Source organism: Streptomyces dryopteridis (assembly GCF_049606955.1).
Classification (GTDB): domain Bacteria; phylum Actinomycetota; class Actinomycetes; order Streptomycetales; family Streptomycetaceae; genus Streptomyces.
In genome coordinates, this window is sequence record NZ_CP187115.1 from 174,056 (window position 1) to 198,875 (window position 24,820).

21 protein-coding genes and 2 pseudogenes are annotated in these 24,820 nt (G+C 74.7%); 12 read left to right on the plus strand and 11 right to left on the minus strand.

Annotation, left to right across the window (positions count from 1 at the left end; translation table 11 throughout):
* A complete protein-coding gene (locus ACN20G_RS36205) occupies nt 1-1,584 on the plus strand; it encodes a 4-hydroxyphenylacetate 3-hydroxylase family protein (RefSeq protein ID WP_424217616.1) in 1,584 nt (527 codons plus the stop codon).
* A 171-nt stretch (nt 1,585-1,755) separates the two neighbouring features.
* On the opposite strand, the gene ACN20G_RS36210 is transcribed toward ACN20G_RS36205, so the two are convergent.
* The 4 genes from ACN20G_RS36210 to ACN20G_RS36225 form a co-directional block, all read right to left on the minus strand.
* Nucleotides 1,756-2,673 carry a bifunctional transcriptional activator/DNA repair enzyme AdaA gene (locus tag ACN20G_RS36210; protein WP_424217617.1) on the minus strand — a complete coding sequence of 306 codons (918 nt, stop codon included), beginning with the start codon at nt 2,671-2,673 and terminating at the stop codon, nt 1,756-1,758.
* The gene (locus ACN20G_RS36215) at nt 2,670-4,097 is read right to left on the minus strand and encodes a class I adenylate-forming enzyme family protein (RefSeq protein WP_424217618.1); all 1,428 of its coding nucleotides are present in this window, start codon (nt 4,095-4,097) and stop codon (nt 2,670-2,672) included. Before ACN20G_RS36215 ends, ACN20G_RS36210 begins: the two co-directional genes overlap by 4 nt.
* Nucleotides 4,098-4,192: 95 nt before the next feature.
* A complete protein-coding gene (locus tag ACN20G_RS36220) occupies nt 4,193-5,302 on the minus strand; it encodes a 3-dehydroquinate synthase II family protein (protein ID WP_424217619.1) in 1,110 nt (369 codons plus the stop codon).
* A complete protein-coding gene (locus ACN20G_RS36225) occupies nt 5,299-6,105 on the minus strand; it encodes a 2-amino-3,7-dideoxy-D-threo-hept-6-ulosonate synthase (RefSeq protein ID WP_424217713.1) in 807 nt (268 codons plus the stop codon). The genes ACN20G_RS36220 and ACN20G_RS36225 overlap by 4 nt, the downstream gene beginning before the upstream one ends.
* A 167-nt stretch (nt 6,106-6,272) precedes the next feature.
* Here ACN20G_RS36225 and ACN20G_RS36230 point away from each other — a divergent pair, with 167 nt between their 5' ends.
* Complete coding sequence (locus ACN20G_RS36230; RefSeq protein WP_424217620.1) at nt 6,273-7,841, plus strand: FAD-dependent monooxygenase; 1,569 nt, start codon at nt 6,273-6,275, stop codon at nt 7,839-7,841.
* A 551-nt stretch (nt 7,842-8,392) separates the two neighbouring features.
* On the opposite strand, the pseudogene ACN20G_RS36235 reads toward ACN20G_RS36230, so the two are convergent.
* From ACN20G_RS36235 to ACN20G_RS36260, 6 genes and pseudogenes are all read right to left on the minus strand, one after another.
* Nucleotides 8,393-8,650 (minus strand): annotated as a pseudogene (locus ACN20G_RS36235) (Ada metal-binding domain-containing protein); the annotation flags it as partial.
* Nucleotides 8,647-9,393 (minus strand): 2OG-Fe(II) oxygenase, encoded by a 747-nt coding sequence (locus ACN20G_RS36240; protein WP_424217621.1) that lies wholly within the window; start codon nt 9,391-9,393, stop codon nt 8,647-8,649. The gene ACN20G_RS36240 and the pseudogene ACN20G_RS36235, both read right to left, overlap by 4 nt.
* A gap of 94 nt (nt 9,394-9,487) precedes the next feature.
* Complete coding sequence (locus ACN20G_RS36245) at nt 9,488-10,681, minus strand: methylmalonyl-CoA mutase family protein (protein WP_424217622.1); 1,194 nt, start codon at nt 10,679-10,681, stop codon at nt 9,488-9,490.
* Nucleotides 10,682-10,724: 43 nt separating this feature from the next.
* Nucleotides 10,725-10,946: a ferredoxin gene (locus ACN20G_RS36250; RefSeq protein ID WP_424217623.1), complete on the minus strand. Its 222-nt coding sequence runs from the start codon at nt 10,944-10,946 to the stop codon at nt 10,725-10,727.
* Nucleotides 10,943-12,172 carry a cytochrome P450 gene (locus ACN20G_RS36255; protein ID WP_424217714.1) on the minus strand — a complete coding sequence of 410 codons (1,230 nt, stop codon included), beginning with the start codon at nt 12,170-12,172 and terminating at the stop codon, nt 10,943-10,945. The genes ACN20G_RS36250 and ACN20G_RS36255 overlap by 4 nt, the downstream gene beginning before the upstream one ends.
* 71 nt (nt 12,173-12,243) lie before the next feature.
* On the minus strand, nt 12,244-13,485 hold the full coding sequence (locus ACN20G_RS36260; protein WP_424217624.1) for a cytochrome P450: 1,242 nt from the start codon (nt 13,483-13,485) through the stop codon (nt 12,244-12,246).
* Nucleotides 13,486-13,840: 355 nt separating this feature from the next.
* Between ACN20G_RS36260 and ACN20G_RS36265 the strand changes: the two genes are divergently transcribed.
* From ACN20G_RS36265 to ACN20G_RS36310, 10 genes and pseudogenes are all read left to right on the plus strand, one after another.
* On the plus strand, nt 13,841-14,737 hold the full coding sequence (locus ACN20G_RS36265; RefSeq protein WP_424217625.1) for a proline iminopeptidase-family hydrolase: 897 nt from the start codon (nt 13,841-13,843) through the stop codon (nt 14,735-14,737).
* Between the two features lie 46 nt (nt 14,738-14,783).
* Nucleotides 14,784-15,731, plus strand: a complete 948-nt coding sequence (locus ACN20G_RS36270) for an ACP S-malonyltransferase (protein WP_424217626.1) — start codon at nt 14,784-14,786, stop codon at nt 15,729-15,731.
* 61 nt (nt 15,732-15,792) lie between these two features.
* Nucleotides 15,793-16,044, plus strand: a complete 252-nt coding sequence (locus tag ACN20G_RS36275) for a phosphopantetheine-binding protein (protein ID WP_424217627.1) — start codon at nt 15,793-15,795, stop codon at nt 16,042-16,044.
* 4 nt (nt 16,045-16,048) lie between these two features.
* On the plus strand, nt 16,049-17,674 hold the full coding sequence (locus tag ACN20G_RS36280; protein ID WP_424217628.1) for an AMP-binding protein: 1,626 nt from the start codon (nt 16,049-16,051) through the stop codon (nt 17,672-17,674).
* Nucleotides 17,675-17,772: 98 nt separating this feature from the next.
* The gene (locus ACN20G_RS36285) at nt 17,773-19,260 is read left to right on the plus strand and encodes an AMP-binding protein (RefSeq protein WP_424217715.1); all 1,488 of its coding nucleotides are present in this window, start codon (nt 17,773-17,775) and stop codon (nt 19,258-19,260) included.
* Nucleotides 19,257-20,558, plus strand: coding sequence for a type III PLP-dependent enzyme (locus ACN20G_RS36290; RefSeq protein WP_424217629.1), 1,302 nt, complete (start codon nt 19,257-19,259; stop codon nt 20,556-20,558). The genes ACN20G_RS36285 and ACN20G_RS36290 overlap by 4 nt, the downstream gene beginning before the upstream one ends.
* A complete protein-coding gene (locus tag ACN20G_RS36295; protein WP_424217630.1) occupies nt 20,555-20,986 on the plus strand; it encodes a cobalamin B12-binding domain-containing protein in 432 nt (143 codons plus the stop codon). The genes ACN20G_RS36290 and ACN20G_RS36295 overlap by 4 nt, the downstream gene beginning before the upstream one ends.
* Nucleotides 20,983-22,236: a methylaspartate mutase gene (locus ACN20G_RS36300; protein WP_424217631.1), complete on the plus strand. Its 1,254-nt coding sequence runs from the start codon at nt 20,983-20,985 to the stop codon at nt 22,234-22,236. The genes ACN20G_RS36295 and ACN20G_RS36300 overlap by 4 nt, the downstream gene beginning before the upstream one ends.
* Nucleotides 22,237-22,344: 108 nt before the next feature.
* Nucleotides 22,345-22,656, plus strand: a pseudogene (locus tag ACN20G_RS36305) (PIG-L deacetylase family protein); the annotation flags it as partial.
* Between the two features lie 46 nt (nt 22,657-22,702).
* A complete protein-coding gene (locus ACN20G_RS36310) occupies nt 22,703-23,017 on the plus strand; it encodes a hypothetical protein (protein WP_424217632.1) in 315 nt (104 codons plus the stop codon).
* Here the strand turns inward: ACN20G_RS36310 and ACN20G_RS36315 are convergent.
* Nucleotides 23,007-24,713 (minus strand): proline--tRNA ligase, encoded by a 1,707-nt coding sequence (locus ACN20G_RS36315; protein ID WP_424217633.1) that lies wholly within the window; start codon nt 24,711-24,713, stop codon nt 23,007-23,009. The genes ACN20G_RS36310 and ACN20G_RS36315 overlap by 11 nt on opposite strands.
* Between the last annotated feature and the right edge of the window lie 107 nt (nt 24,714-24,820).

The window sequence follows — 24,820 nt, forward strand, 5'->3', positions numbered from 1 at the left end:
ATGACGCTCACCCACGACGAGGCGGGCCGGCCCGCCTCCGACGCACCCGTGACCCGCCCGCTGACCGGCGACGAGTACCTGGAGAGCCTGCGCGACGACCGCGAGATCTTCCTCCACGGGGAGCGCGTCAAGGACGTCACCGCCCACCCCGCCTTCCGCAACTCGGCGCTGATGACGGCCCGCCTCTACAACGCCCTGCACGACCCGGCGAAGAGGGACGTGCTGACCACCCGCACCGACACCGGCAGCGACGGGTGGACCCACAAGTTCTTCCGCACCCCCCGCAGCGTCCAGGACCTCGTGGAGGACCGCGAGGCCATCGCCGAGTGGGCCAGGATGACCTACGGCTGGATGGGTCGCAGCCCCGACTACAAGGCCGCGTTCCTCGGCACCCTGGGGGCCAACACCGAGTACTACGCGCCCTTCGAGGACAACGCCCGTCGCTGGTACAAGGAGTCCCAGGAGAAGGTCCTCTTCTGGAACCACGCGATCATCCACCCGCCCGTCGACCGGCACCTGCCCACCGAGCAGGTCCAGGACGTGTTCGTGCACGTGGAGAAGGAGACCGACGCCGGGCTGGTGGTCTCCGGCGCGAAGGTGGTGGCCACCGGTTCGGCCATCACCCACTTCAACTTCATCTCGCACTACGGCCTGCCGCTGCGCGACAAGAAGTTCGCCCTGGTCGCCACCGTCCCCATGGGCAGCCCCGGGCTGAAGCTGATCTGCCGGCCCTCCTACGCGGCCAACGCCGCCGCCACCGGCAGCCCCTTCGACTACCCCCTCTCCAGCCGGCTCGACGAGAACGACACCATCTTCGTGATGGACAAGGTCCTCATCCCCTGGGAGAACGTCTTCCTCTACGGGGACGTCGACAAGGTCAACGGCTTCGCCCCCCAGTCGGGCTTCCTGGAGCGGCTCACCTTCCACGGCGCGATCCGACTCGCCGTCAAGATCGACTTCATCGCGGGGTTGCTCCTCAAGGCCGTGGACATGACCGGCTCCAAGGACTTCCGCGGCATCCAGGCCCGGGTCGGCGAGGTGCTGGCCTGGCGCAACATGTTCTGGGCGCTCAGCGACGCCGCCGCCCGCAACCCGCAGGAATGGAAGAACGGGGCCCTGCTGCCCAACCTCGACTACGGCATGGCCTACCGCTGGTTCATGACCATCGGCTACCCGCGCATCAAGGAGATCATCCAGCAGGACGTGGCCAGCGGCCTGATCTACGTCAACTCCAGCGCGGAGGACTTCGCCAACCCCGAGATCCGCCCCTACCTCGACAAGTACGTCCGCGGCTCCAACGGATACGACTCGGTCAGCCGCGTCAAGCTCATGAAGCTCCTGTGGGACGCGGTCGGCAGCGAGTTCGGCGGACGCCACGAACTGTACGAGCGCAACTACTCCGGCAACCACGAACAGGTCCGCACCGACATCCTGCACGCGCAGGCCGCCAGCGGACAGCTCGACCAGTACCGCGGCTTCGCCGAACGCTGCCTGGAGGAGTACGACCTCGACGGCTGGACCGTGCCCGACCTCGACTCCTTCAAGGGCATCCGCGAACAGCGCAAGAGCCTGTGGACCGCCTGACCCACCACCGCCCGACCGCCCCACCGGCCCGGCCCGGCCCCGACCCGCGAACCCGCGGGCCGGGGCCGGGCCGGTGCTGCGCCCGGCCGCCGGCCCCGCACAGCACGAAACCCCGTGCCGCGCGCCCTTCGGCGGCGCGGCACGGGGCCGGACGAGGACACGGGCACCGGGTCAACCCGCCCGCAGATCGGGGACACCGGCGAGCACACCGGGCACGGCCCCCGCCGACCGCACCAACCGCTCCTGCACCCCCTGCCGGACGCGTTCGTGCAGGCACACCCGCAACACCTCGGCCGGCAGCGCCGCCGGCGCCGCCCCGGACGCCTCCGCCCCGGCCACGACCCCCTCGACCAGATCCGCCAACCGGGGCCCGGCCGGACGGTGCACGGCCCGCGGGAACAGGGCGGCCAACCGTTGCCGCGCCGCCCCGACCCCGGGACCCTCGCTCAGCACCGCGCACACCCCCTTGTCGGCCGTCGCCACCAGAATCCGGCCCAGCGACGTCACCGCGACCGCCGAACGCACCTCGACCCCGGCCCCACCGGCCCGGAACGCCTGCGGGGTCATGCCCAGGATCCCCGGGGACACCGCGTAGAACTGCCCGTTGGTGTTGAACCCGGCCCGATAGATCGCGTCGGACACGGTCCGGGCCCCGCGCAGCTCGGCCCGCACCCGGGCGGCCCGCACCGCCGTCCAATAGGCGTACGGGGTCACCCCGGTCAGGGACCGGAACAGGCGGTGGAAGTGGAAACGGCTGTACCCCGCCTCCTGGGCCAACTCGTCCAGGTTCGGCGGGGCGACCGCGGCGTCCATCAGCCGGCAGGCCCGGGCCACGGTGTCCGCGTACGCCCGCCGCGGGTCCGACTCACCCGGCCGGCAGCGCCGACAGGGCCGGTAGCCCCGGGCCCGCAACTCCCCGACCGAGGTGTGGAACTCCACGTTCTCCCGGCGCGCCAACCGCGCCGCGCACGAGGGCCGGCTGTAGATCCCGGTGGTGGTCACCGCGTAGTAGAACGCGCCGTCGGCGGCCCCGTCCCGCGCCACCACGGCCCGCCACCGCTCCTCGTCGGTGCCGTACCCGCCCGTCACCGGACCCGCCCCGCCGCGCTCGGACCGGGCCGCGGGGCCCAACCGCGCCCCTGCAACCGCGCCCGGTCCCGCAGCGCCTTGCCCCCGGCGACCCGGGCCAGCTCGGACACCACGTGGATGCGGCGCGGCGCCCCGCGCTCGCCCAGGTACCGCCGGCACCAGTCCGACAGCTCCGCCGGCCGCAGCTCGGCCGTCCCCACCACGTGCGCCTCCACCGGATCGGGCCCCAACACCACCGCGTCCCGCACGTGCCGGTGGGCGCGCACCACCTCCTCCACGTCCACCAGGTCGGCCCCCGACACGCACAGCCCGGAGGCCCGCCCGCGCAGCCGCAACAGCCCGGTCACCGGGTCCCGCGTCACCAGGTCGTGGGTGGCCAGCCAACCCGCCGGTCGCACCGGACCCGGCTCCGCCGTCCCCGGCGGATCACCGCACGGCGGGTGCTCGGCCGCGCCGAACACCTGAAGGGCCCCGCCCACCACCCGGGTACGGACCCCCGGCACCGGCACCCCGAGCGCGTCCGGCCCGTGCCCGCCCGTGAGGTCGGTGGCCACGATCCCGGTCTCCGTGGTGCCGTACGCCTGCCCGACCAACACCCCGAACCGACGCGCGAACGCGCCCGCCGTGTCCGGCGACAGCCGGTCCCCGCCCGACACCGCCAACCGCAGGCGCGGCAACCGCACCCCGGCCGGGGCGCCCGCGAGCACGTCGAAGTGCCCGGGCCGGCCCAGCACCACCTCGGCGGCCGCCGCGGCCTCCACCACGTCCGCCGGGGCCCCCGAACGCGGCAGGACCACGGTCGCCCCCACCGCCCCCGCGTGCAGCACCCCACCGATCAGGGCGAAGGAACGGGCCACCGGCTCCAACACCGCCACCCGCTCGCCCGCCCCCGGCATCGAGGCCACGGCACCCAGCCGCCGCACCTCCGTCACCAGGGCCGCCGGCGTGCGGCCCACCGGCCTGGGCCGGCCCGTGGTGCCCGAGGAGAACTGCACCAGGGCGTGGTCCGTGACCGCCCGCCGGCCCCCGGGCCGACGCCGCACCAACACCTCGCACTCGGCGACGAACCTCTCCTCGTCCCCGTACCGCGCGCCCAACGTCACCACGAACCGGGGGCGCGCCAGATCCCACAGCGCCTCCCGTTCGATCCGGCTCAGCGCCGGCTCCACCAACACCACCTGCGCGCCCACCGACCACAGCGCGAACACCGACCACACATGGGTGAACCCGGGGCTCCCGTGCAGCGCGACCGTCGCGCCCGGCCCGATGCCGTGGGCCTCGAACGTGCGCGCCAACCCTGCGGTCCGCGCGCGGAGCTCCCCGAACGTCACCGACCGCGCGCCGTCCGCCGTCCGCGCCCACACGGCCCGCGGATCGACGGCGGTCGACGGCCACGCCGCGCTCCACCAGCCTTCGTCGCTCATCTTCTCTCCGGATGTGCGGGGTCCGTCCCGAGCGGCGGGCCGGCGCCGCCACGCGCCGTGTCGGGCGGCGGCGGCACCGGCCCCGCGGGTCGGGCCTACTTCTCGACGCAGAACTCGCCGACCGGCCAGCCCACGTGCCGCTTGTCCGTCGCGACGTGGCCCAGGACCTGGTCGCCCTTCTTCAGCTCCGTCACGTTCAGCACCGCCGCACCCGGGCCCAGGACCCGCACGTGCCAGTCGTCCTGCACGATCAGGTTGACCCGCACGCCCTCCGGGGACGTGGCGTGGATCGACAGCAGCGGACGGGACTCCAACTTGATCCGGCCCACGGTGATCCGCCGCGTGCGGCCGTCGGCGCCGACCGCCAGGACCGCGCTGCCGGCCTTGAGCTCGCTCAGGTAGTTCGTGCGGTTGTCCTGACCGAACACGTAGGAGTGCAGGGCGCCCGCGTTGATCCGGAACGGCCGGGTCGGCATGTAGGGCAGCGGGTGCGTCTCGCTGACGCACAGGATGAACCCGTGCGCGTACGAGCCGATGAGCATGCCCTCGTCCTTCTCGAAGTGCGAGGTCGTGTCGATGCACACCCGGTCGCCCAGACCGAGGTGCTCGATCCGGTCCACCGTGAGCGTGGTCAGGTCCAGGTCCGGGGTCTTCACCCGCAGCGCCTCGACCAGCTCGAACACGTCGTTCGCGGTCCGGGGGGCGATCATGATGCCCTCGGAGCCCTTCTCCAGCACGTCGATGACGACCTTGGCCTCCTCCAGGTCGTCGGCCCGGCAGATCAACTGCCCCGGCGAACGGTCCGCCGCCGCGATGACGATCTCCAGCGGGATCTTCGTCGGGTCCTTGAACTCGACGAGGGTGTAGGGGAGGGCGACGGCCGTCTCACAGGCCAGCGTCAGCGTCGGGTCGTCGACCACGTTCACGCGGCCCGCGAGCTGCTTGTCCCCGGCGCCGTGCCGGGCGCGGAGCTCGGCCAGCGCGTCCGGGCCCGTCACGTCGTGCAGCACGATCAGATCGTCCAGACCCCGGTCCTCGGGGGGCAGCGACCCCACCAGGACCCGCTTGACCGTGGCCGGGAGGGTGGCCAGCAGCTCCGGGTCGTGCGAGACGATGGCGTCCACCCGGGCGTGGACGGCGGCGTCGACGACGGCCTCGCGCTGCTCGGCGGAGACGGAACGGATGTCGATCCAGGCGAATTTCACAGGGCACCTGCCAGTTCGGGACGGGTCACGGACTCCACGGAGAGCCCGTGACCGTGGATGATCGCGGCCAGCTTCTGGACCGCTTGCTTGGGGGAAGAGCTGGTGAACACGCGCCGGCCGACGGCGAGACCCGCACAGCCGTTGGCCATGGCCGACACGGCGAAGGCCGTGAGGCTCTCCTCCGACCCGCCGCCACCCGCCACGATGATGGGGATCGGAGAGCTGGCCACGACCTCGGCCATCCGCTCGGGCGGAGCGGCCAGCACGGTCTTGACGATGTCGACGCCGAGATCGGCGGCGATGCTCACCACGTGCGCGATGAGCTCCGGACGGGTCGGGTCGTCGACCCGGGGCCCGCGCGGATAGATCATGGCGATCAACGGCATGCCCCAGCGCTCACAGGCCGCCGCCACCGCCCCGAGGTCGCTCAACTGCGCGGCCTCGGTGTCGGAACCGATGTTGACGTGGACACTGACCGCGTCGGCGCCCAGACGCACACACTCCTCGACGTCACCGACGAGGACCTTCGCGTTCGCGTCCGGCGCGTGGTTCGTGCTCGCGCTCAGGTGCACCACGAGCCCGGTGGAGGTGAGCACGGTCGGGGGGATCATCCGGGCCCGGCCCTTGTGCACCACCACCGCGTCCGCGCCGCCCGCCGCGATGTCCGCCACCAGATCGGTGAACCCCGCCGCGGGCACGATCGGACCGTCGGACACCGAGTGATCGAGCGGGACGAACAGGTACCGGCCGTCACCCCCGCGGGACAACCGTGTCAGGCGCAATGCCTTCCCGGACAGCGGCATGGTCGTCATGGCGCACCCCTTCGTTTGGGACAGCTCCGTCTCATGGCTGCAGCGTGGCAAAGCGGTCTGAAGAAACGGGCCAAGGCGGCGGGCGGCCCCGCACGGCAACCGCCCGGTCCCCACCGGTGTTGGAAAAAGGAGCACCGGCGACGAAGGAGACCACCACCATGACGGACACGCACCCCGGCACCGACGGGGACCGCACGGCAGGCACGGGCCGCGCGGACGGCCCCGACACCGAGGTCACGGTGGTCGGCGCGGGCCCGGTGGGCACCCTCCTCGCCCGCGAACTGGCCCTGCTCGGCGTCGACGTCGTCGTCCTGGAGAAACTCGCCCGCCCCGACGGCGTCTCCAAGGCCGGCACCCTGCACGCCCGCACCGCCCAGACCCTCGACCGGCGGGGCCTGCTGGAGGCCGTGCAACCCGGCCGGTACGTCGCCCCCCGCACGGTGCGCGGGCCCGTGCCCTTCCACTTCGGCGCCATGTTCGACCTGGACCTGTCCCTCGTGGTGGACGAGGGCCCCGCCCTGGTCGGCAGCCCCCAGGCCCACGCCCAGGAGGTCTTCGCCGCCGAGGCGGTGCGCCTGGGCGCCCGGGTCCGCCGCGACGCCGAGGTCGTCGGCCTCGAACAGCACCCGGACCACGTGGTCCTGCGCACCCGCTCCGGCGACGGCACCGAACGCTCCTTCACCTCCGGCTGGGTCGTCGGCGCCGACGGCGCCCGCAGCGCGGTCCGCGCCCTCGCCGGCATCCGCTTCGTCGGCGACGGCCCCACCGTCGCCGCCCTCATGGGCGAGGCCCGACTCCTCGACCCCGCCGGCGCCCCCTCCGGCTGGCAACGCACCCCGCGCGGCTGGACCCTGCTGTGGACCAACCCGCACGGACTCAGCCGCATCTGCACCTACGACTTCCGCGGCCCCCACCGGGACCGGCACACCCCCGTCACCATCGAGGAACTGCGCGCCGAGGTCGAACGCATCGCCGGCCGGCCCGTCCCCATGGACCGACCGGCGTGGATCTCCCGGTTCAGCGACGCCTCACTGCGCGCCGAGCACTACCGCCGCGGCCGGGTCCTCCTCGCCGGCGACGCCGCCCACGTGCACTTCCCCGCCGGCGGTCAGGGCGTCAACCTGGGCCTCCAGGACGCCGTCAACCTCGGCTGGAAACTCGCCGCCGAGATCCGCGGCCACGCCCCCGCCGGACTCCTCGACACCTACGAGAGCGAACGCGGCCCCGTCGCCGACGCCGTCCTCCACAACGTCCGCGCCCAGGTCGCCCTCATGGACCCCGCGCCCCGCACCGACGCCCTGCGCGAACTCTTCTCCGACCTGATGCGCTTCGACCAGGTCAACGCCCTGCTCGGCACCATGGTCAGCGGCGTCGGCGTGGCCTACCGGGTCGGCGCCCGCCCCGGCGACCCGCTCGCGGGCCGGCTCGTCCCCGACCTCCCGCTCAAGACCGCCGACGGCCCCACCCGCCTCGCCGAACTCCTCCACCCCGCCCGCCCCCTGCTCCTGGACACCACCGGCCGCGCCGACCTGCGGACCCTGGCCGCCCCCTGGGGCGACCGGGTCGACACCGTCCGCGCGACCGCCCCCGAGGGCACCGATCCCTGGGGCACCGACGCCGTCCTCGTCCGCCCCGACGGCTACGCCCTGTGGTCGGCACGGAACACCACGACCGACCCCGAGGCCCTCCGCACCGCCCTCCACCACTGGTTCGGCCCCCCGGCCTAGGCCGGCCCGTTCGGCGCCGGGCGCAGGAGCCAGTCGCCGCGGACCTCCCAGACGCCGCCGTCCGCGGCCGCGCCCCGCAGCCCGTGCAGGACGCCCGGACCCGCCAGCCCCGGCACCCGGGAGTCGCCGAGGGCGCCGAACGCGTAGGTGCGCGCCGGATCCCATCCGGTGTCCCGCCGCAGCCGGCGGGCCAGCCGCACGAAACCCGCCCCCGACGCGGCCACCACCCACGCGTCGGGGGCCGCCTCGGTCAACCGGCGCGCCGGGCGCAGCCACGAGGCCGCCGACTCGGGCCAGTCCACCACCGCCTCCACCACCCCGCCGCGCGCCTCCCACGCCGCGACGAACGCGCGGGCCGCGGCCACCGAGGCCGCGTCCCGGCCCCGCCCCACCGTCACCCGGCGGATCCGGTCGCCGGAGGCCGCCAACAGGCCGATCAGCGCGGCGAGTTCGGCCTCGGTGTGCGGGGTGGGGGTGGGCGGCTCACCGAACGAGGCCACCTCCCGCGGCGTCGGCAGTGGCGACACCGGCGGCTCCTCGGGCCCCGGCGCCGGCGGCCGGCCGGCCTTCCAGTCCTCGTAGCGCGCGGGCAGGCACACCGCGCACGGCCGGTACCCGGCCGCCACGGCGGTCGCCTCGTCGGCGAAGAACACCCGCTCCCGCACGTACCCGCCGCGCGCCAGTGCCCGCAGGGCCGAGGGGCAGTCCAGCCGGCCGTACAACCGGCCCCGCCGGTGCCCGCCCCAGGCCCCCGGATCGGGGCTGCGGTAGGGCTCGCCGTCCGCGCCGAGCAGCGTGTACCCGCTCACGCGGCATCGTGGAAGACCAGGCCCAACGCGCGCCGCCGGCCCGAGCGCACCGTGCTCACCCCGTGCCGCACCGCGCCCGCCGACCAGCCGCGCCGCGAGGCCACCGGCCGGTCCCGGGTGGTGAACACCAACCCGTGCCCCCGGCGCAGCACGCTCGTCGTGCCCCGCGACTGGGCCCGGGGTCGCTGCTCCACCAGCAGGAACTCGCCGCCGGTGTAGTCGGTGCCGTGCTCGTCCAGGCCGATCACCACCTGGAGCGGGAAGACCAGCTCCCCGAACAGGTCCCGGTGCAGCGCGTTCCAGTCCCCGGGCCCGTAGGAGAGCAGGATCTGCGCCGATCGCCCCTGCCCGCCGGCCCGGCACGCCTCCAACCAGGCGTCCAATTCGTCCGGCCACGGCGCCGGCCGGCCCAACCGGGCCGCCCAGTCCCGCGCGATCGGCAGCAGCCGCGGGTACAGCGCGGCGCGCAACGCCGCCACCGGCTCGGGCGGCTCGTGCGTGAAGTACCGGTACTCGCCCGAACCGAACCGATGCCGGGCCATGTCGACCGTGGTGCGGAACAACTCGGGCCGCTCGTACAGGGCGGCCAGCTCCGCGCACTCGTCCGGCGACAGCAGGGGCCGGTCCGTGCCGGCGCACCCCGCCGCGTCCAGTTCCGCGGCGACGGCGGCCCAGTCACAGCCGGCGACCCGCTCCCCGATGGCGTCCCGGAGCTCGGGCCCGGTGGTGCGTCCTGAGTTCATCGTCGACAGTCCTCTCGTCCGCCCCAGCCTCCCCGGGACGGGCCCCGCCCGCCGGCGGGTTTCGGACCTCGTGTTCCCGGGACCTCCGGGCGGGTCAGGGCCAGGTCGTGCGCAGTACGGCGCAGGTTTCGGCGAGGGTGGCGCCGGCGGCCAGGGCGGTCCGCATCGGCGGGAGGACGTTGCGTCCGGCGCCGGCCGCCGCGCCGAGACCGGCCAGGGCCAGGGCCACCCGGTCCCCGTCCCGCCAGGCCCGCAGCTTCGCGAGCCGCTCGGCCTGCCGGACCTCGATCGGTGGCCGGGCCGCGCCGGCGCCCGGTGCGGTGGGGAGGGTGGGGGTTCCCGGTGTGGCCGGCGCCGGGCCCAGTTCGGCGGCCGGCAGGCCCGCCTCGATCGCGGCCACCGCACCGCCCGCCGCCTCGATCCGGGCCAGCAGGGTGCCCGCCGCCGCCTCGACCGCCGCCGGTCGCGCATCGGCGCGCGGACCCGGACCGGGGCCGGGGCGCGGGTCGCGCAGCGGGTGCACGCGGAACCGGGGCGCCGGCACCCCGGCCGCCTCGGCCCCGAAGGCGTCCCGCAGCAGCCGGGGCCACAGGCGCGCGGCCGTGCGGGCGTGCGCGGGGGCCGACAGGCACAGGCTCACCCGGGGCGCGAACGCCACGAGCGGGTACCCGCCCGCGAGCGCCGTCCGGGTGTACTCCAGGGCGTTGGCCAGGGTGAACGCGATCTCCTGCGCCGGGCTCGCGCCGGCCCGGGCCTGCGGCCGGCCGCACAGGGCGAGGGTCCGCCAGCGCGGCAGCTCGGCGCGGGCGTGGTCGAACAGGTCGCCGGCCAGCCGCAGCCCGGCCCGCGCGGGCAGCAATCGGGGCCCGGGCAGCAGGTGTTCGCGCAGCGGGTCGTTGTGCACGGTCCCGACCAGCTCGGCCCCCTCGAAGCCCTGCTCCTCGGCCACCAGCTGGTGCAGCAGGAGCAGGACGGCGGCCGGGGCGTCGGCGGCCAGCGCCACCTCGACCCGGCCCAGCGGGATCCCCGCGAACAGGACCCGCATGTCGTCGAGGGAGTCGATCGCGACCCCGGCCGCGCCGACCCGACCGGCGGCGGCCGGGTCGTCGGAGTCCTGCCCGGCCCGGGTCGGCAGGTCCAGGACCACGGACAGGGCGCCGACCCCGGCCGCCGTCAGCTCCCGCAGGTGCGCGTTGACCTCCACCACCCCGCCCGCCCCGGGCCGGCGCCCCGGCGTCGGGGGCGCGGCGGCCGGGCGGGAGTCGACGGAGCGAGCGGCGTTCGGCACCTGTGGTCCCCCGGGGGCGTCGGTGGTGGGTGTCGGTGGGGTGTCAGTCGTGGACGCGGACGGCGCGCGCCGGGCAGAGGTCCTCGGCCCGGTTCACGTCGGCGCGCAGGTCCGGATCGGGCTCCGGGGCGAGGACCAGGACCAGCCCGTCCTCGTCCTGGTCGAAGACCTCGGGGCTCCACAGGACGCACTGGCCGGAGCCCACGCACAGCTCCCGGTCGGCGGTGACGCGCAGGGTCCGCGTCCCGCCCGGGTCGGCGCTCACCAGGTGACCGGCAGTTCGTGGACGCCGTACACCATCGCCTCGTCCTTGAAGCGCAGCTCGTCGACGGGCCGGGCCAGGCGCAGGTCGGGGATCCGGCGCAGCAGGGTGCCGTAGACCACCTCCAGCTCCACCCGGGCCAGGTTGGCGCCGATGCACTGGTGCACGCCGAAACCGAAGGCCAGGTGGTTGCGGGCCTCGGCGCGGTGGATGTCGAGGCGGCCGGGGTCGGGGAAGACGCTCTCGTCGTGGTCGGCGGCGTTGTTCAGGGCGATGACGCCCTCGCCGGCGCGGATGGTGGTCCCGCCCACCTCCAGGTCGGCGACCGCGACCCGCGCGGTGCCCGAGTCGGAGATGGAGAACACCCGCAGCAGCTCCTCCACCGCCTGCGGCAACAGACCCGGATCGGCGAGCAACTCGGCCTTCTGCTCGGGGTGTTCGAGGAGGGCGAGGACGCCGAGCGCGATCATGTTGGCGGTGGTCTCGTGCCCGCCGACCAGCATCAGGCGGGCCATCGTCACCACGTCCGCGTGGTCGGCGACCGGATCGGCCCGGTTCTTCTCCAGGAAGCGGCTGATCAGGTCGTCGCCGGGTTCCTTCTCCTTGCGGGTGACCAGCTCGTCCAGGTACCCGTCCAGGCCCTGCACGGCGGCCCCGTACTCCTGCGGGCTCAGGTCGTGGTTCATCAGCGCCGCCGACCAGTCCTCGAACCGGTCGTGGTCCTCGTAGGGCACGCCGAGCAGTTCGCAGATCACCAGCGAGGGCACCGGCAGGGCCAGCGCCGTCACGAGGTCCACCGGGCCGCCGGCCGCGAGCATCGCGTCGATCCGCTCGTCGGTGATCCGCTGGATCCGGGGCCGCAGCTCGCGGACCCGGCGGGCGGTGAACTCCGGGATCAGCATCCGGCGCTGCGCGGTGTGGTCCGGCGGGTCCATGGACAGCAGCATCAGCCGCACCTCGGCCAGCATCTCCTCCGGGATGTGGAACTGGTGCGGGTAGCCGGGCAGCTTCAGGTTGGAGCTGACCCGGGGGTCGCCGAGGACCTGCCGCACGTCGGCGTGCCGGGTCACGAGCCAGGTCGGCTTGCCGTTCACCTTCAACGTGGCCTTGGCCACCGGCCGTTCGGCGCGCAGCCCGGCGTACTCGGCGGGCTCGCTGAACGGGCAGGTGCGGCGCAGCGGGAACGCCAGATCGGGGGAGTCGGGTGCGGGGGAGACGGGCTCGGGCACGGGGGCGGCCTCTCGGACGGGGTCCACTACGGGGGTGCGCTCGGGACCGGCCCCGGGGCCGGCGGGGCGGGTCACCAGGTCACCGGCAGTTCGTACAGGCCGTACACCATCGCGTCGTCCTTGAACCGCAGCTCCTCCACCGGCGCCGCCAACCGCAGCCCCGGGATCCGGCGCAGCAGGGTGGTGTACACGACGTCCAGCTCCAGCCGGGCCAGGTTCTGCCCCAGGCACTGGTGCACCCCGTACCCGAAGGCCACGTGACTGCGGGACTCGCGGCGCACGTCGAGCCGGTCCGGGTCGGGGAAGACCGCCGGGTCGTGGTTGGCGGCGTTGTTCAGCGGCAGGATCCCCTCGCCGGCCCGGATCACCACCCCGCCCAGCTCGATGTCCTCCATCGCGACCCGCGCCGTGCCCGCGTCGGAGATGGAGAAGAACCGCAGCAGCTCCTCCACCGCGCGCGGCATCAGCTCCGGCTCGGCCCGCAGCGCGGCCAGCTCCTCCGGGTGCTCCAGCAGCGCCAGCACGCCCAGCGCGATCATGTTGGCGGTGGTCTCGTGCCCGGTGACGAGCATCAGCCGGGCCATGCTGACGATGTCGGCGTGCTCGACCGCGCCGGTCTCCCGGTTGGTCGCCACCAGCCGGCTGATCATGTCGTCGCCGGGCTCGGCCTCCTTCGCGGTGACCAGCCCGTCCACGTACCGGTCCAGCTCGTAGTGGGCGACGCCCCGGTCCTCGTCGCTGATGTCGTGGTTCATGATGGCCCAGGCCCAGTGCTCGAACCGGGCGTGGTCCTCGTAGGGCACGCCCAGCAGCTCGCAGATCACCAGCGAGGGCACGGGCAGCGCGAACTCCGACACCAGGTCCACCGGGCCCTCGGCGCCCTTGGCGAGCAGCCGGTCCACGTGGACGTCCACGATCCGCTGCACCATCTCCCGCAGCACCCGCATCCGGCGCACGCTGAACTCGGGCGCCAGCATCCGGCGCTGCACCGAGTGGTCCGGCGGGTCCATGGACAGGAAGGTCAACGGCACCGCCTGGAGCATCTCCTCCGGCACCGGCACCTGCAGCGGGTAGCCCGGCAGCTTCAGGTTGGCGCTCACGCGCGGGTCCCCGAGCAGCTTCTTGTACAGGTCGTGCCGGGTGACCAGCCAGGTCGGCTTGCCGTTCACCGACAGTCGGGCCCGGGACACCGGCTCCGCCTCCCGGGCCTCGGCGTACTCGGCGGGCGGCGAGAAGGGGCAGGCCCGGCGCATCGGGAACGCGGGGACGCCGTCCCCGGAGGCGGCTTCGGCGGCTTCGGCGGCTGCGGTCATCAGGGGTCCTCTTCGCACGGGGGAGGGGGGCGCGCCCGCTCGTCGGACACGGGGACCGGCCGGCGCGGCACCGTGCCGACGCGGTCGACCCCGCCCCGCACGCTAGGCAGCGCCCCCCACGCCCCCACACCCCTACGCGCCCCTACCCCCGAGCCGGGTACGAGTCGGGTGCGGGTCGGGTACGAGCACGCTTCGAGGCGGGCGCGGCCCGGACGTGACTAGGGGCGGCTAGGGGTCCGGCGGCGGGGAGGGGGCCGTTAGCGTCGGCTGCGGACGGCGAGGGGGTTCGGTGGCCCGCGCCGTCCCCTTCCGGCGCCCGACGCGCCACGCCCCGCAGTCGATAGAGGTGATCAGCGTGTCCCCGGATCCCAGCGCGAAGGGAACCGTGCCCTTCGGGGAGTACCGGACCTGGTACCGGGTCACCGGCGACCCGCACGCCGGCCCGCCGCCGCTCGTCGTCGTGCACGGCGGCCCCGGCAGCACCCACGACTACCTGCTGGCCCTCGCCGAGCTCGCCTCGGACGGCCGGGCCGTCGTCCACTACGACCAGCTCGGCAACGGCGGCTCCACCCACCTGCCCGACAAGGGCGTCGAGTTCTGGACCCCGGAACTCTTCCTCGCCGAACTCGACAACCTGCTCGTCGCGCTCGGCATCGCCGACCGGTACACGCTCTTCGGGCAGTCCTGGGGCGGCCCCCTGTGCGCCCTGCACGCGGCCCGCCGGCCCGCCGGGCTGCGCGGCCTCGTCCTCGCCAACGCCCCGGCCGCCTACCCCGACTGGCTGCGCGAGATGGACCGGCTGCGGGCCGACCTGCCGCCCGGCACGCAGGAGGCGCTGCTGCGGCACGAGGCGGTCGGCACCTACGACTCCGACGAGTACCTGGCCGCGATGCGCGTGTTCTACGAGCGGCACGTGTGCCGGCTCACGCCCTGGCCCCGGGACTTCCTGTCCTCCTTCATGGAGATCCACAACGACCCGACCGTGTACCACGCGATGAACGGGCCCAACGAGTTCCACGTGATCGGCTCGCTCAAGGACTGGTCGGTCGTGGACGAACTCGGCGAGATCGACACCCCGACCCTGCTGATCAGCGGCCGGTACGACGAGGCCACCCCGGCCGTGGTCCGCCCCTTCCACGAGGGGATCAAGGGGGCCCGCTGGGAGATCTTCGAGGACTCCAGCCACCTGCCGCACCTGGAGGAACCCGAGCGGTTCCGCGCCGTGCTGAGCGAGTTCCTCAACAGCCTCTGACCCCGTGACCCCGTGACCCCGTGAGCGAAAGGGGCGGACGACCGCCATGGCCCAGCACACCGCACTGGCCTTCCCCGGCATGGGACCCGTCCCCTTCGCCGAGGTCGGCCGGTTCATGGTCGCCAACCGGTACGCGCGCGAACTCGTCGCCGAGGCCGACGAGGCCCTCGGGCACTCCCTCGTGGACGCCTTCCGGGAGGCCGAGGGCGACTACTCCGAGGCCGCCCAGGTCGCGTTCCTGATCAACTGCCTGGCCGCCGCCCGCTGGGCCCGCGACCACCTCGACGTGGACCCCGACCTCGTCACCGGCGCCAGCTTCGGCGAGAAGGCCGTCCTCGCCCACACCGGCTCCCTCGGCGTCGCCGACACCGTCCTGCTGACCGCCGGGATCGCCCGCTGCCTGGAGGAGTACTTCGCGGAGGAGCACCGCGACATCGTCACCCTCTCCTTCGTCCGCGCCCCCGACGAGGGCCTCGCCGAACTGCGCGCCGAACTCGACGCGGCCGGCGCCTGGCACGAGATCTCCTGCCGCATCGACGACGGCTTCCACATGATCTCCCTGCCCGAGGACCGCCTGGAGTGGACCCGGGAGCGGCTGCGCGCCATCGGCTCCCTGCCGCTGTACACGATGCGCCCGCCCATGCACGCCTCGATCTTCGGACCGCTGCGCGCCAAGGCCGAACGCGAGGTGCTGAGCCGTTTCACCTTCGCCGACCCGAGCCTGCCGGTGGTCGCCGACCAGGACGGGCGGATCCTGCGGACCGGCGAGGAACTGCGCACGATGATCCTCGACGGTTTCACCCGCCCCCTGGACTGGCCCAGCGTCACCACCGCCCTCGCCGACGCGGGGATCCGGCGGCTGTGCGTGGCCGGCCCCGACAGCCTCTTCGGCCGGGTGCCGCGCACCCTGCGCACCTTCGAGGTGATCGCCGCGCATCCGCGTCTGGCGCTCACCCCCCGGCGCCCCGTCGCCGCCGCCCCGGCCGCCGCCTGACCGATCCGACCCGTGCCCGACCGTGCCCGACCGACCGTCCTCGACCCGTTGGAGACACCCCGTGTGGGACGCCCAGTTCGAAGAGACCCTGCGCACCATGCTGCCCTTCCTGCCGCCGGGGGAGGCCCTGGACCCCGACCGCGAGCTGAAGGACCTCGGCCTGGACTCGCTGGGCACCGTGCAGCTGCTGGCCGTCCTGGAGGACGCCTACCAGGTCCGGTTCCGCGACAGCGACCTCACCATGGAGACCTTCCGCACCCCGCGCGTGCTGTGGGACACGCTGGAGAGCATGCTCCAGCGCGCCGCGAGCTGATCGCGTGGACGCCGCCCCGCCCCCGGTCGGGCCCCTCGCGACCGGCACCCTGACCGCCCGCTTCCTGCGCGGCCTGGCCCGCTCGCCCGACCGGCCCGCGGTACGGGCGGCCGGCGAGGTCCGCACCTACCGCGAACTGCACGAACGGGCCCTGCTGCTGGCCGGTTCGCTGCTCGCCGCGACCCCGGCCGCAGCCGAAGCCGGAGCCGACCCCGCGTCCGGCTCCGCACCCGGCCCGGCCGCGATCGGGGTGCTGGCCGGCTCCGGTCCCTCCGCGTACGCCGCGCTGCTCGCGGGCCTGTACACCGGGACCACCATCGTCCCCCTGCAACCCGCGTTCCCGGCCGCCCGCACCGCCCGCATGATCGAGGCGGCCGGGGTGGGCGCCCTGATCGCCGGCGACGACACCGGCCCCGCGCTCACCGCCCTGCACGAGCACGGCGTGCGCCTGCCCACCCTGCACCCGCCGGGCGGCTCGCCGCAGCCCCCCGTGCCCGTGGACCCCGACAGCGCGCTGAAGGAGCCGCTGCCGGTCCGGCCGGACGCCGTCGAGTACGTGCTGTTCACCTCCGGCTCCACCGGCCGGCCCAAGGGGGTGCCGGTCACCCACGCCAACACCGCGCACTACTTCGGGCTCCTCGACGCGCGCTACGACTTCGGGCCCGAGGACGTGTTCTCGCAGACCTTCGACCTGAACTTCGACTGCGCCGTCTTCGACCTGTTCTGCGCCTGGGGCGCCGGCGCCCGCCTCGTCGCGCCCCCGGCCCGCGCCTACGCGCGGCTGCCGGAGTTCATCGCGGACGAGGGCCTCACCGTGTGGTTCTCCACCCCCAGCGCCATCGCCCTGGTCCGCCGCACCGGCCGGCTCACCCCCGGCGCCCTGCCCTCCCTGCGCTGGAGCCTGTTCGCGGGCGAGGCCCTCACCCGCCGCGACGCCGAGGACTGGGCCGCCGCCGCCCCCGCCGCGCGCCTGGAGAACCTGTACGGGCCCACCGAACTCACCATCACCGTCGCCGCGCACCCCCTGCGCCCCGAGGACGCCGCGCACCCCACCGTGCCCATCGGCACCGTCCACCCCGGGCACGAGGTGCTGCTCCTCGACGCCGACGGCGCCCCCACCGGCGGCGACGAGGGCGAACTGTGCGTGGCCGGCCCCCAGGCCACCCCCGGCTACCTGGACCCCGCCGACGACACCGGCCGCTTCCTCGACCACGCCGGACACCGCCACTACCGCACCGGCGACCGGGTCCGCCGACTGCCCGACGGGGCCCTGCTCTACCTCGGCCGGCAGGACTCCCAGGTGCAGGTGCGCGGGGTGCGGGTGGAACTCGGCGAGGTGGACGCGGCCGTGCGCGGCTGCGCGGGCGTGGAGGACGCCGTCACCGTCGCCGTGCCCGCCGGGGACACCGTCGACCTCGCCGTCTTCCACACCGGCGCCCCCGTGCCGGCCGCGGACCTGGCCCGCGCGCTGCGGGCCGTGCTGCCCGCCGCCGTCGTGCCCCGCGCCTACCACCACCTCGACACCTTCCCCCTCAACCCCAACCGCAAGATCGACCGCCGGCTGCTCGCGGCCCGCGCCGTCGACCTCGCCCGACCCACCGGCGCGCCGGCCCGCCAGGAGTCGCAGTGAACCCTCCGACCGTCACACCCCCCACCGAGGCCCCGGACGCGGCCCCGGCCCCGGACGCGGCATCGGACGCGGCCCCCGCGGCCCGTACCGACGCCCTCGTGCACGACCTGCTCGACGAGGCCGCCCGCCGCGACCCCGACGCGCGGGCCGTCGCCGACGCCGACGGCCACTGGACCTACCGCGAACTCCTCGCGCACAGCCACGCCGCCGACGCCTGGCTGGAATCCCGGGGCATCGGCCACGGCGACCGGGTCCTGACCCAACTGCCCAGCACCCGCGCGCTCGTCGCCCTGCTGTACGGGGCCTCGCGGCGCGGCGCGATCCTCGTGCCCGTCAACACCGGCATGAAGGACTACCACCTGCGGGCGGTCGCGGCCAACGCCGAACCCGCCCTCGTGCTCGTCCCCGACGAGGCCGTCGACCGGGTCGCCGCCCTCGCCCCCGACGCGCCCGTCCTCGGCCTGAACCCCACCTGGGCGGAGATCACCGCGCTCCGCGCCCGGGAGGCCCGCTCCGGCGGGGCCCGCGTCACCCCCGAGGACATCGCCGTCCTCGTCTACACCTCCGGCTCCACCGCCACCCCCAAGGCCGTGATCTGCCCGCACGGCCGGATGGTCTTCGCCACCGAGGCCATCAACCTCGAACTCGGCTACCGCCCCGACGACGTGGTCTTCTGCCGCTTCCCGATCTCCTGGGACTACGGCCTGTACAAGGTGCTGCTCACGGCCGCCGGCGGCAGCGAACTCGTCCTCGCCGACGGCGAGTCCGACCTCCTGCTGCTGCGCCGGATCCGCGAGACCGGCGCCACCGTCGTGCCCGTCGTGCCCTCCCTGGCCACCATGATCCAGTCCCTGGCGGCCCGCGAACCCCGCCGCGAGTCCTCCGTGCGCATGTTCACCAACACCGGCGCCGCCCTGCCCAAGACCACCGCCGACGCCCTGCGCACCGCGTTCCCCGGCGCCGAGGTGATCCTCCAGTTCGGGCAGACCGAGTGCAAACGCGTCTCCGTGCTCCCCGTCTCCCACCAGGACGCCAAACCGCGCTCGGTGGGCCGCCCGCTGCCCGGCACCCGCGCCTTCGCCGTCGACGAGGACGGCCGGCGCCTGCCGCCCGGGGTCACCGGCGAACTCGTCGTGGAGGGCCCGCACGTCATGCCCGGCTACTGGCGGGCCCCCGAACAGACCGCCCGCGCCTTCCGCCGCACCCCCGACGGCACCCTGCGCCTGCACACCGGCGACTACGGGCACGTCGACGAGGACGGCTTCCTCTACTACGAGGGCCGCCGCGACGACGTGTTCAAACACAAGGGCGTCCGCACCAGCACCACCGAGATCGAGGCCGCCGCCTGCGACGTGCCCGGGGTCCGGGCCGCCGCCGCCCTGCCGCCCGCCGAGGGCCGGCCGACCCTCGCCGTGTTCGTCGAGGGCGAGATCACCCCGCACGAACTGCTGCGCGAACTGTCGCTGCGCCTGGAACCCGCCAAGGTCCCCGGCCGCGCCCACGTCCTGCCCGAGCTGCCGCTCACCGCGCACGGCAAACACGACCGCAAGCGGCTCGTGGAACTCCTGGAAGGAACCGCCCCGTGACCGCGCCCGCCCGCCCCGGCACCTCGTTCACCACCGAGGTCGCCGCCCGCTACGGCACCCCCGCCTACGTGTACGACCTCGACCGGGTCACGGCCGCCCGCGCCGACCTGTTCGCGGCCCTCCCCGAGGGCTTCGAGGTGTTCTACGCCGCCAAGGCCAACCCGCACCCCGAGATCCTGCGGGCCGTGCGCACCGGCCCCGGCCCCGGCTGCCGCGCCGAGATCAGCTCCACCGGCGAACTAGACGCCGCCCTCGAAGCCGGGTTCGCCGGCGCCGACATCCTCTACACCGGGCCCGGCAAGACCGCCGAGGAGATCGGCGAGGCCCTCACCCGGGGCGTGCGCGTGTTCTCCGTGGAATCCCTCGGCGACCTGCGGCGCGTCGGCGAGATCGCGAACACCCTCGGCGTGCGCGCCGACTGCCTGCTGCGGATCAACAACGCCACCGGCGCCACCGCCACCGGCATCCGCATGACCGGCGTGCCCTCCCAGTTCGGCTTCGACCTCGAAACCCTCCCCGAACTCGCTGCCGAGCTGCGCTCCGTGCCCGGCACCACCGTCGTCGGCCTGCACTTCTTCCCGCTCAGCAACGCCAAGGACGAGGCCGGGCTGATCGCCGAGTTCCGGCACACCATCGCCACCGCCGCCGCCCTGCGCGACACCCTCGGCCTCGACCTGCGGCTCCTCGACATCGGCGGCGGCTTCGCGGCCCCCTACGTCGTCCAGGGCGACCGCCCCGTCTACCGGGAACTGCGGGCCGCCCTCACCGAGACCCTCGACGAGCACCTGCCCGAGTGGCGCGCGGGCGCGCCCCGGGTGGCCGTGGAATCCGGCCGCTACCTCGTCGCCGACAGCGGCACCCTGGTCACCGGCGTCGTCAACGTCAAGGACAGCCGGGGCCGGCGCTTCGCGATCGTCGACGCGGGCATCAACACCCTCGGCGGCATGTCGGGCCTGGGCCGGATCCTCCCGGTCTCCGTCGAACCCCACGAAGCGCGAGGGCCCCACGCGGCGCACGGGATCCCGGCGGAGCCCGACGCGGCGGACCCGGCGCGCGTCACCCTCGCCGGCCCCCTGTGCACCCCCGGCGACGTCCTCGGCCGCGAGGTCCCGCTGCCCGACCCCGCCCCCGGCGACCTCCTCAGCGTCCCCAACGCCGGCGCCTACGGACCCACCGCCAGCCTGCTCATGTTCCTCGGCCGGCCCGCGCCCGCCGAGATCGTCACCCGCGGCGACACCGTGCACTCCGTCTCCCGCATCCACCACACCCGCGCCTACGAACACGGAGCCCCCCGATGAGCAGCACCCTCCGACCCGTCATCGTGGCGGGCGGGATCTCCGACTCCCACACCTGGAACCTCGTCTACCTGCAACTGCTGCTGGAGGAGAACGGCCGGCGCGTCGTCAACCTCGGCCCCTGCGTCCCCGAGGACCTCCTCGTCGGCGAGGCCCTCCACCACCGGCCCGCCCTCATCGTCGTCAGCAGCGTCAACGGCCACGGCTACCAGGACGGCATGCGCACCGTCACCCGGCTGCGCGAACACCCCGAACTGCGCGACACCCCCGCCGTCATCGGCGGCAAACTCGGCATCAACGGCGCCACCACCCCCGCCGAGACCGCCGCCCTGCGCACCGCCGGCTACGACGAGGTCTTCGACGACAGCCCCGCCGGCGTCGACCGCTTCCTGCGCCTGCTCGCCGGGCTCCCGCAGCAGGCCCTGGTGTGACCGGCGTCGGGTTCGGCGCGTTCGTGCGCCGGGCTCACGCGGCCGGCCGACTCGTCGTACAGCCCCGCATGGGCATGAGCGACCCGCAGCTGATGCGCTCCGGGCTGCGGGCCACCCGCGAGGCCCGCGCCACCACCGTCGGCACCCTCACCCTGGACAGCTACACCAGGGTGGGGGACCTCGAAGCGGCCGCGCTGGCCCTCCTCGACGGCGTCGCCCTCAACGGCTACCCCATCGCCAACCACGACCCCGCCACCACCCTCGGCGTCCTCGACGGCCTGCACGGACCCGAGTTCCCCGTGCAGGTCCGGCACGGCTCGGCCGCCCCCGAGCACATCTTCAAGGCCCTCATGGCCGTCGGCCTCGACGCCACCGAAGGCGGCCCCGTCTCCTACTGCCTGCCCTACGGGCGCGTCCCGCTGCGCGAATCCGTCGCCCACTGGACCCGCTCCTGCGAACTCTTCGCCACCCTCCGCGACACCGGCGCCGAACCCCACATCGAGACCTTCGGCGGCTGCGTCCTGGGCCAGCTCTGCCCGCCCTCCCTGCTCGTCGCCGTCAGCGTCCTCGAAGCGCTCTTCTTCCGCCGGCACGGCATCCGCAGCGTCTCCGTCAGCTACGCCCAACAGACCCACCCCGACCAGGACGCCGAAGCCCTCGCCGCGCTGCGCCGGCTGTGCGCCGAACTCCTTCCCGACACCGACTGGCACGTGGTCGTCTACGCCTACATGGGCCTCTTCCCGCAGACCGAGACCGGCGTCCACAGCATCCTCGGCCAGGCCGCCCGCCTCGCCGCCGCCGGCGGCGCCGAACGCCTCATCGTCAAGACCGTCGCCGAATCCGTGCGCATCCCCACCGTCGCCGAGAACGTCGCCGCGCTGGAACACGCCGCCCGCGTCGCCGCCGACACCCCCCGCACCCCGCCCGGCCCCGCCGACACCCAGACCTACGCGGAGGCCGCCGCTCTCGTCCACACCGTCCTCGACCTCCACGAGGACCTCGGCACGGCCCTCCTCACGGCCTTTGCCCGCGGCCTCCTCGACGTCCCCTACTGCCTCCACCCCGACAACGCCGGCCGCACCCGCAGCTACATCGACCCCACCGGCCGCCTCCGCTGGGCCGACACCGGCGCCCTCCCCCTGCGGGGCATCGCGGAGGTCCACGCGAAACAATCGGTCACCTCGAAGGACCTCCTCCACGCCCTCTCCCACATCCGCCGCGAACACGACGACTGGGGCCCCGGGGCGTGAGCAGGTCCCGTACGGGATCGTGGTGAGGGACCGGGGCGAACGGGCCGAGGGCGGCGCGTGCCCCGGACCGCTCTCCACGGAGGTGCCCGCGTGACGCCGATCGACCTGATGACCGTGCTGCCCCACCCCGAGGACGAGACCCTGTTCTGCGGGGGGCTCCTGCACGGGACGGCCGTCGGCGGCGGGGGCACCGCCGTCGTCACCCTGGCCCGGGGCGGGGCCGGCCCCACCGGGGGCCTGTGCGCCCCCGCCGAACTGCCCGCCGTCCGCGAGGCCGAACCGCGGGCCGCGGCCGACGCGCTCGGGGTCGGGACCGTCGAGGTCCACGACCTGCCCGACGGGCGGCTGCGCGAGCACCGGGCCCGGGCCGTCGCCCTGGTCCGGGCGGCCCTGGACCGCCACCGGCCCCGACTGGTGGTCACGTTCCCCGCCCAACGGCTTCAACGGCCACCCCGACCACGCCGCCGTGCACCACGTGGTCCTCGACGCCCTGGCCGGGCCCGGCGCCCACCGGCCGGCGGAGGTGTGGCTGATCGCGCACGCCCGCCCGCACCGCGAACCCGCCCGCCCCGGCTTCCCGCACCCCGGGACCGTCGAGGCGTCCCGGCTGCCCGTCACCCATACCGCGGACGCGGCCGGATCCCCGCCGGCGAAGCGGCGGGCTCTCGACCCGCACGCGACCCAGGCCGCCGCCACCGCCGAGATCCTGCGCAGCCACCCCGAGACCCTGACCCGGGAGGGCTTCCACCGCCTCCCGGAACCGGGGCCCGTCAGAGGGTGACGGACAGAACCTCACGGACCCGGTCCGGGGCCTCGGCGAGGGGGACGCGTTCGGTGGTCGGGTTCGTGCGCGTGGTCACCTCCACCACGCCCTCCGCCAGCCCCCGCGCCCCGACGGTCACCCGCAGCGGGATCCCCACCAGCTCCACGTCCCGGAACTTCACCCCGGGCCGCTCGTCCCGATCGTCCAGCACCACATCCACGCCCGCGTCCCGCAGCCGCCGGTACAGGGCCTCCGCGGCCTCCACGACGGCGGGGTCCTTCGCGCTCAGCGCCACGACGGCCACCGTGAACGGGGCGATCGCCGCCGGCCACACGATGCCCCGCTCGTCGTGGTGCGCCTCCACCACCGCCGCCATCGCCCGCTCCACCCCGATCCCGTAGCAGCCCATGAGCGGCACGACCGGCTTGCCGTCCGGTCCGAGCACCGACACCCCCAGGGCCTCGGTGTACTTGCGGCCCAGCTTGAAGACGTGCCCGACCTCGATCGTGCGCACCACCTCCAGCTCCCCGTCGCACCGCGCGCACGCCTCGCCCGCGCCCACCTCGCGCAGATCGGCCCACCGCTCGACGACGACGTCCCGCGACAGGTCCACGTGCCGCAGGTGCACGCCGTCCCGGTTCGCGCCGGTGGTCATCCCGACCCGGCCCTTCAACGCCTCGTCCGCGATCACGGGCACATCGGCGACGCCGACCGCGCCGAGACTGCCCGGGGACGCGCCCAGCAGGACGACGATCTCCTCGGCGGTCGCCGGGCGGACGTGGTGCGCGCCGAGGGCGTCCAGCAGCTTCTGCTCCATCAGGGTGTGGTCGCCGCGCAGCAGGACGAGACGGGGCCGGTCGTCGACGACCAGGGCCAGGGTCTTGACCTGCCGGTCGGCCGGTACCCCGTGGAGGCGGGCCAGCTCCTCGATGGTGCGCACGTCCGGGGTGTCGAAGGGCTCCGGCGCGGCCCCGCCGACGTGGTCGGTGACTGCGGGCAGGGCGGAGACGGCCTTCTCCTGATTGGCGGCGTACCCGCACCCGAGGCAGCGGATCACGAGGTCCTCGCCGGCCTCCGCCGGACTCATGAACTCCACCGAGGAACCCCCGCCCATGCTCCCGCTGGACGCCTCCACCCCGATCGCCGGCAGCCCCAGCCGGGCGAAGATCCGGCCGTACGCCTCCCGGTGCGCCTCGAAGACCCGGTCCAGGCCCGCCTGGTCCACGTCGAAGGAGTAGGCGTCCTTCATCGTGAACTCGCGGACCCGCAGCAGCCCGGACTTCGGGCGGGCCTCGTCCCGGAACTTGGTGTGGATCTGGAACCAGGTCTGCGGCAGCGTCCTGTAGGAGGCCAGTTCGCGGGCGAGGTCGGTCACGATCTCCTCGTGGGTCATGCCCAGCGCGAGATCGGCGCCCTTGCGGTCCCTCAGGCGGAACATCTCCTCGCCCATCGTCTCCCAGCGCCCGGAACGCTGCCAGAGCTCGGCCGGATGCAGGGAGGGCAGGGCGATCTCCTGGCCGCCGATGGCGGTCATCTCCTCGCGGATGACCTCCGTGACCTTCGCCCGCACCCGGACCGCGAGCGGCAGCAGCGAGTAGTGGCCCGCCATCAACTGCCGCACGAACCCGGCCCGCAGCAACAGCCGGTGACTGACCGCCTCCGCGTCGGCCGGATCCTCCCGCAGGGTGGGCACGTACAGATGGGACCAGCGCACGACGATCGTCCTCTCGACAAGGGCAAGGAACCGCGCACACCACCCGCGAAACACGTCCCGAACGGCGCGACGGAGCTCGAATCGTATGCCTGTGCCCCGTCTTGTCC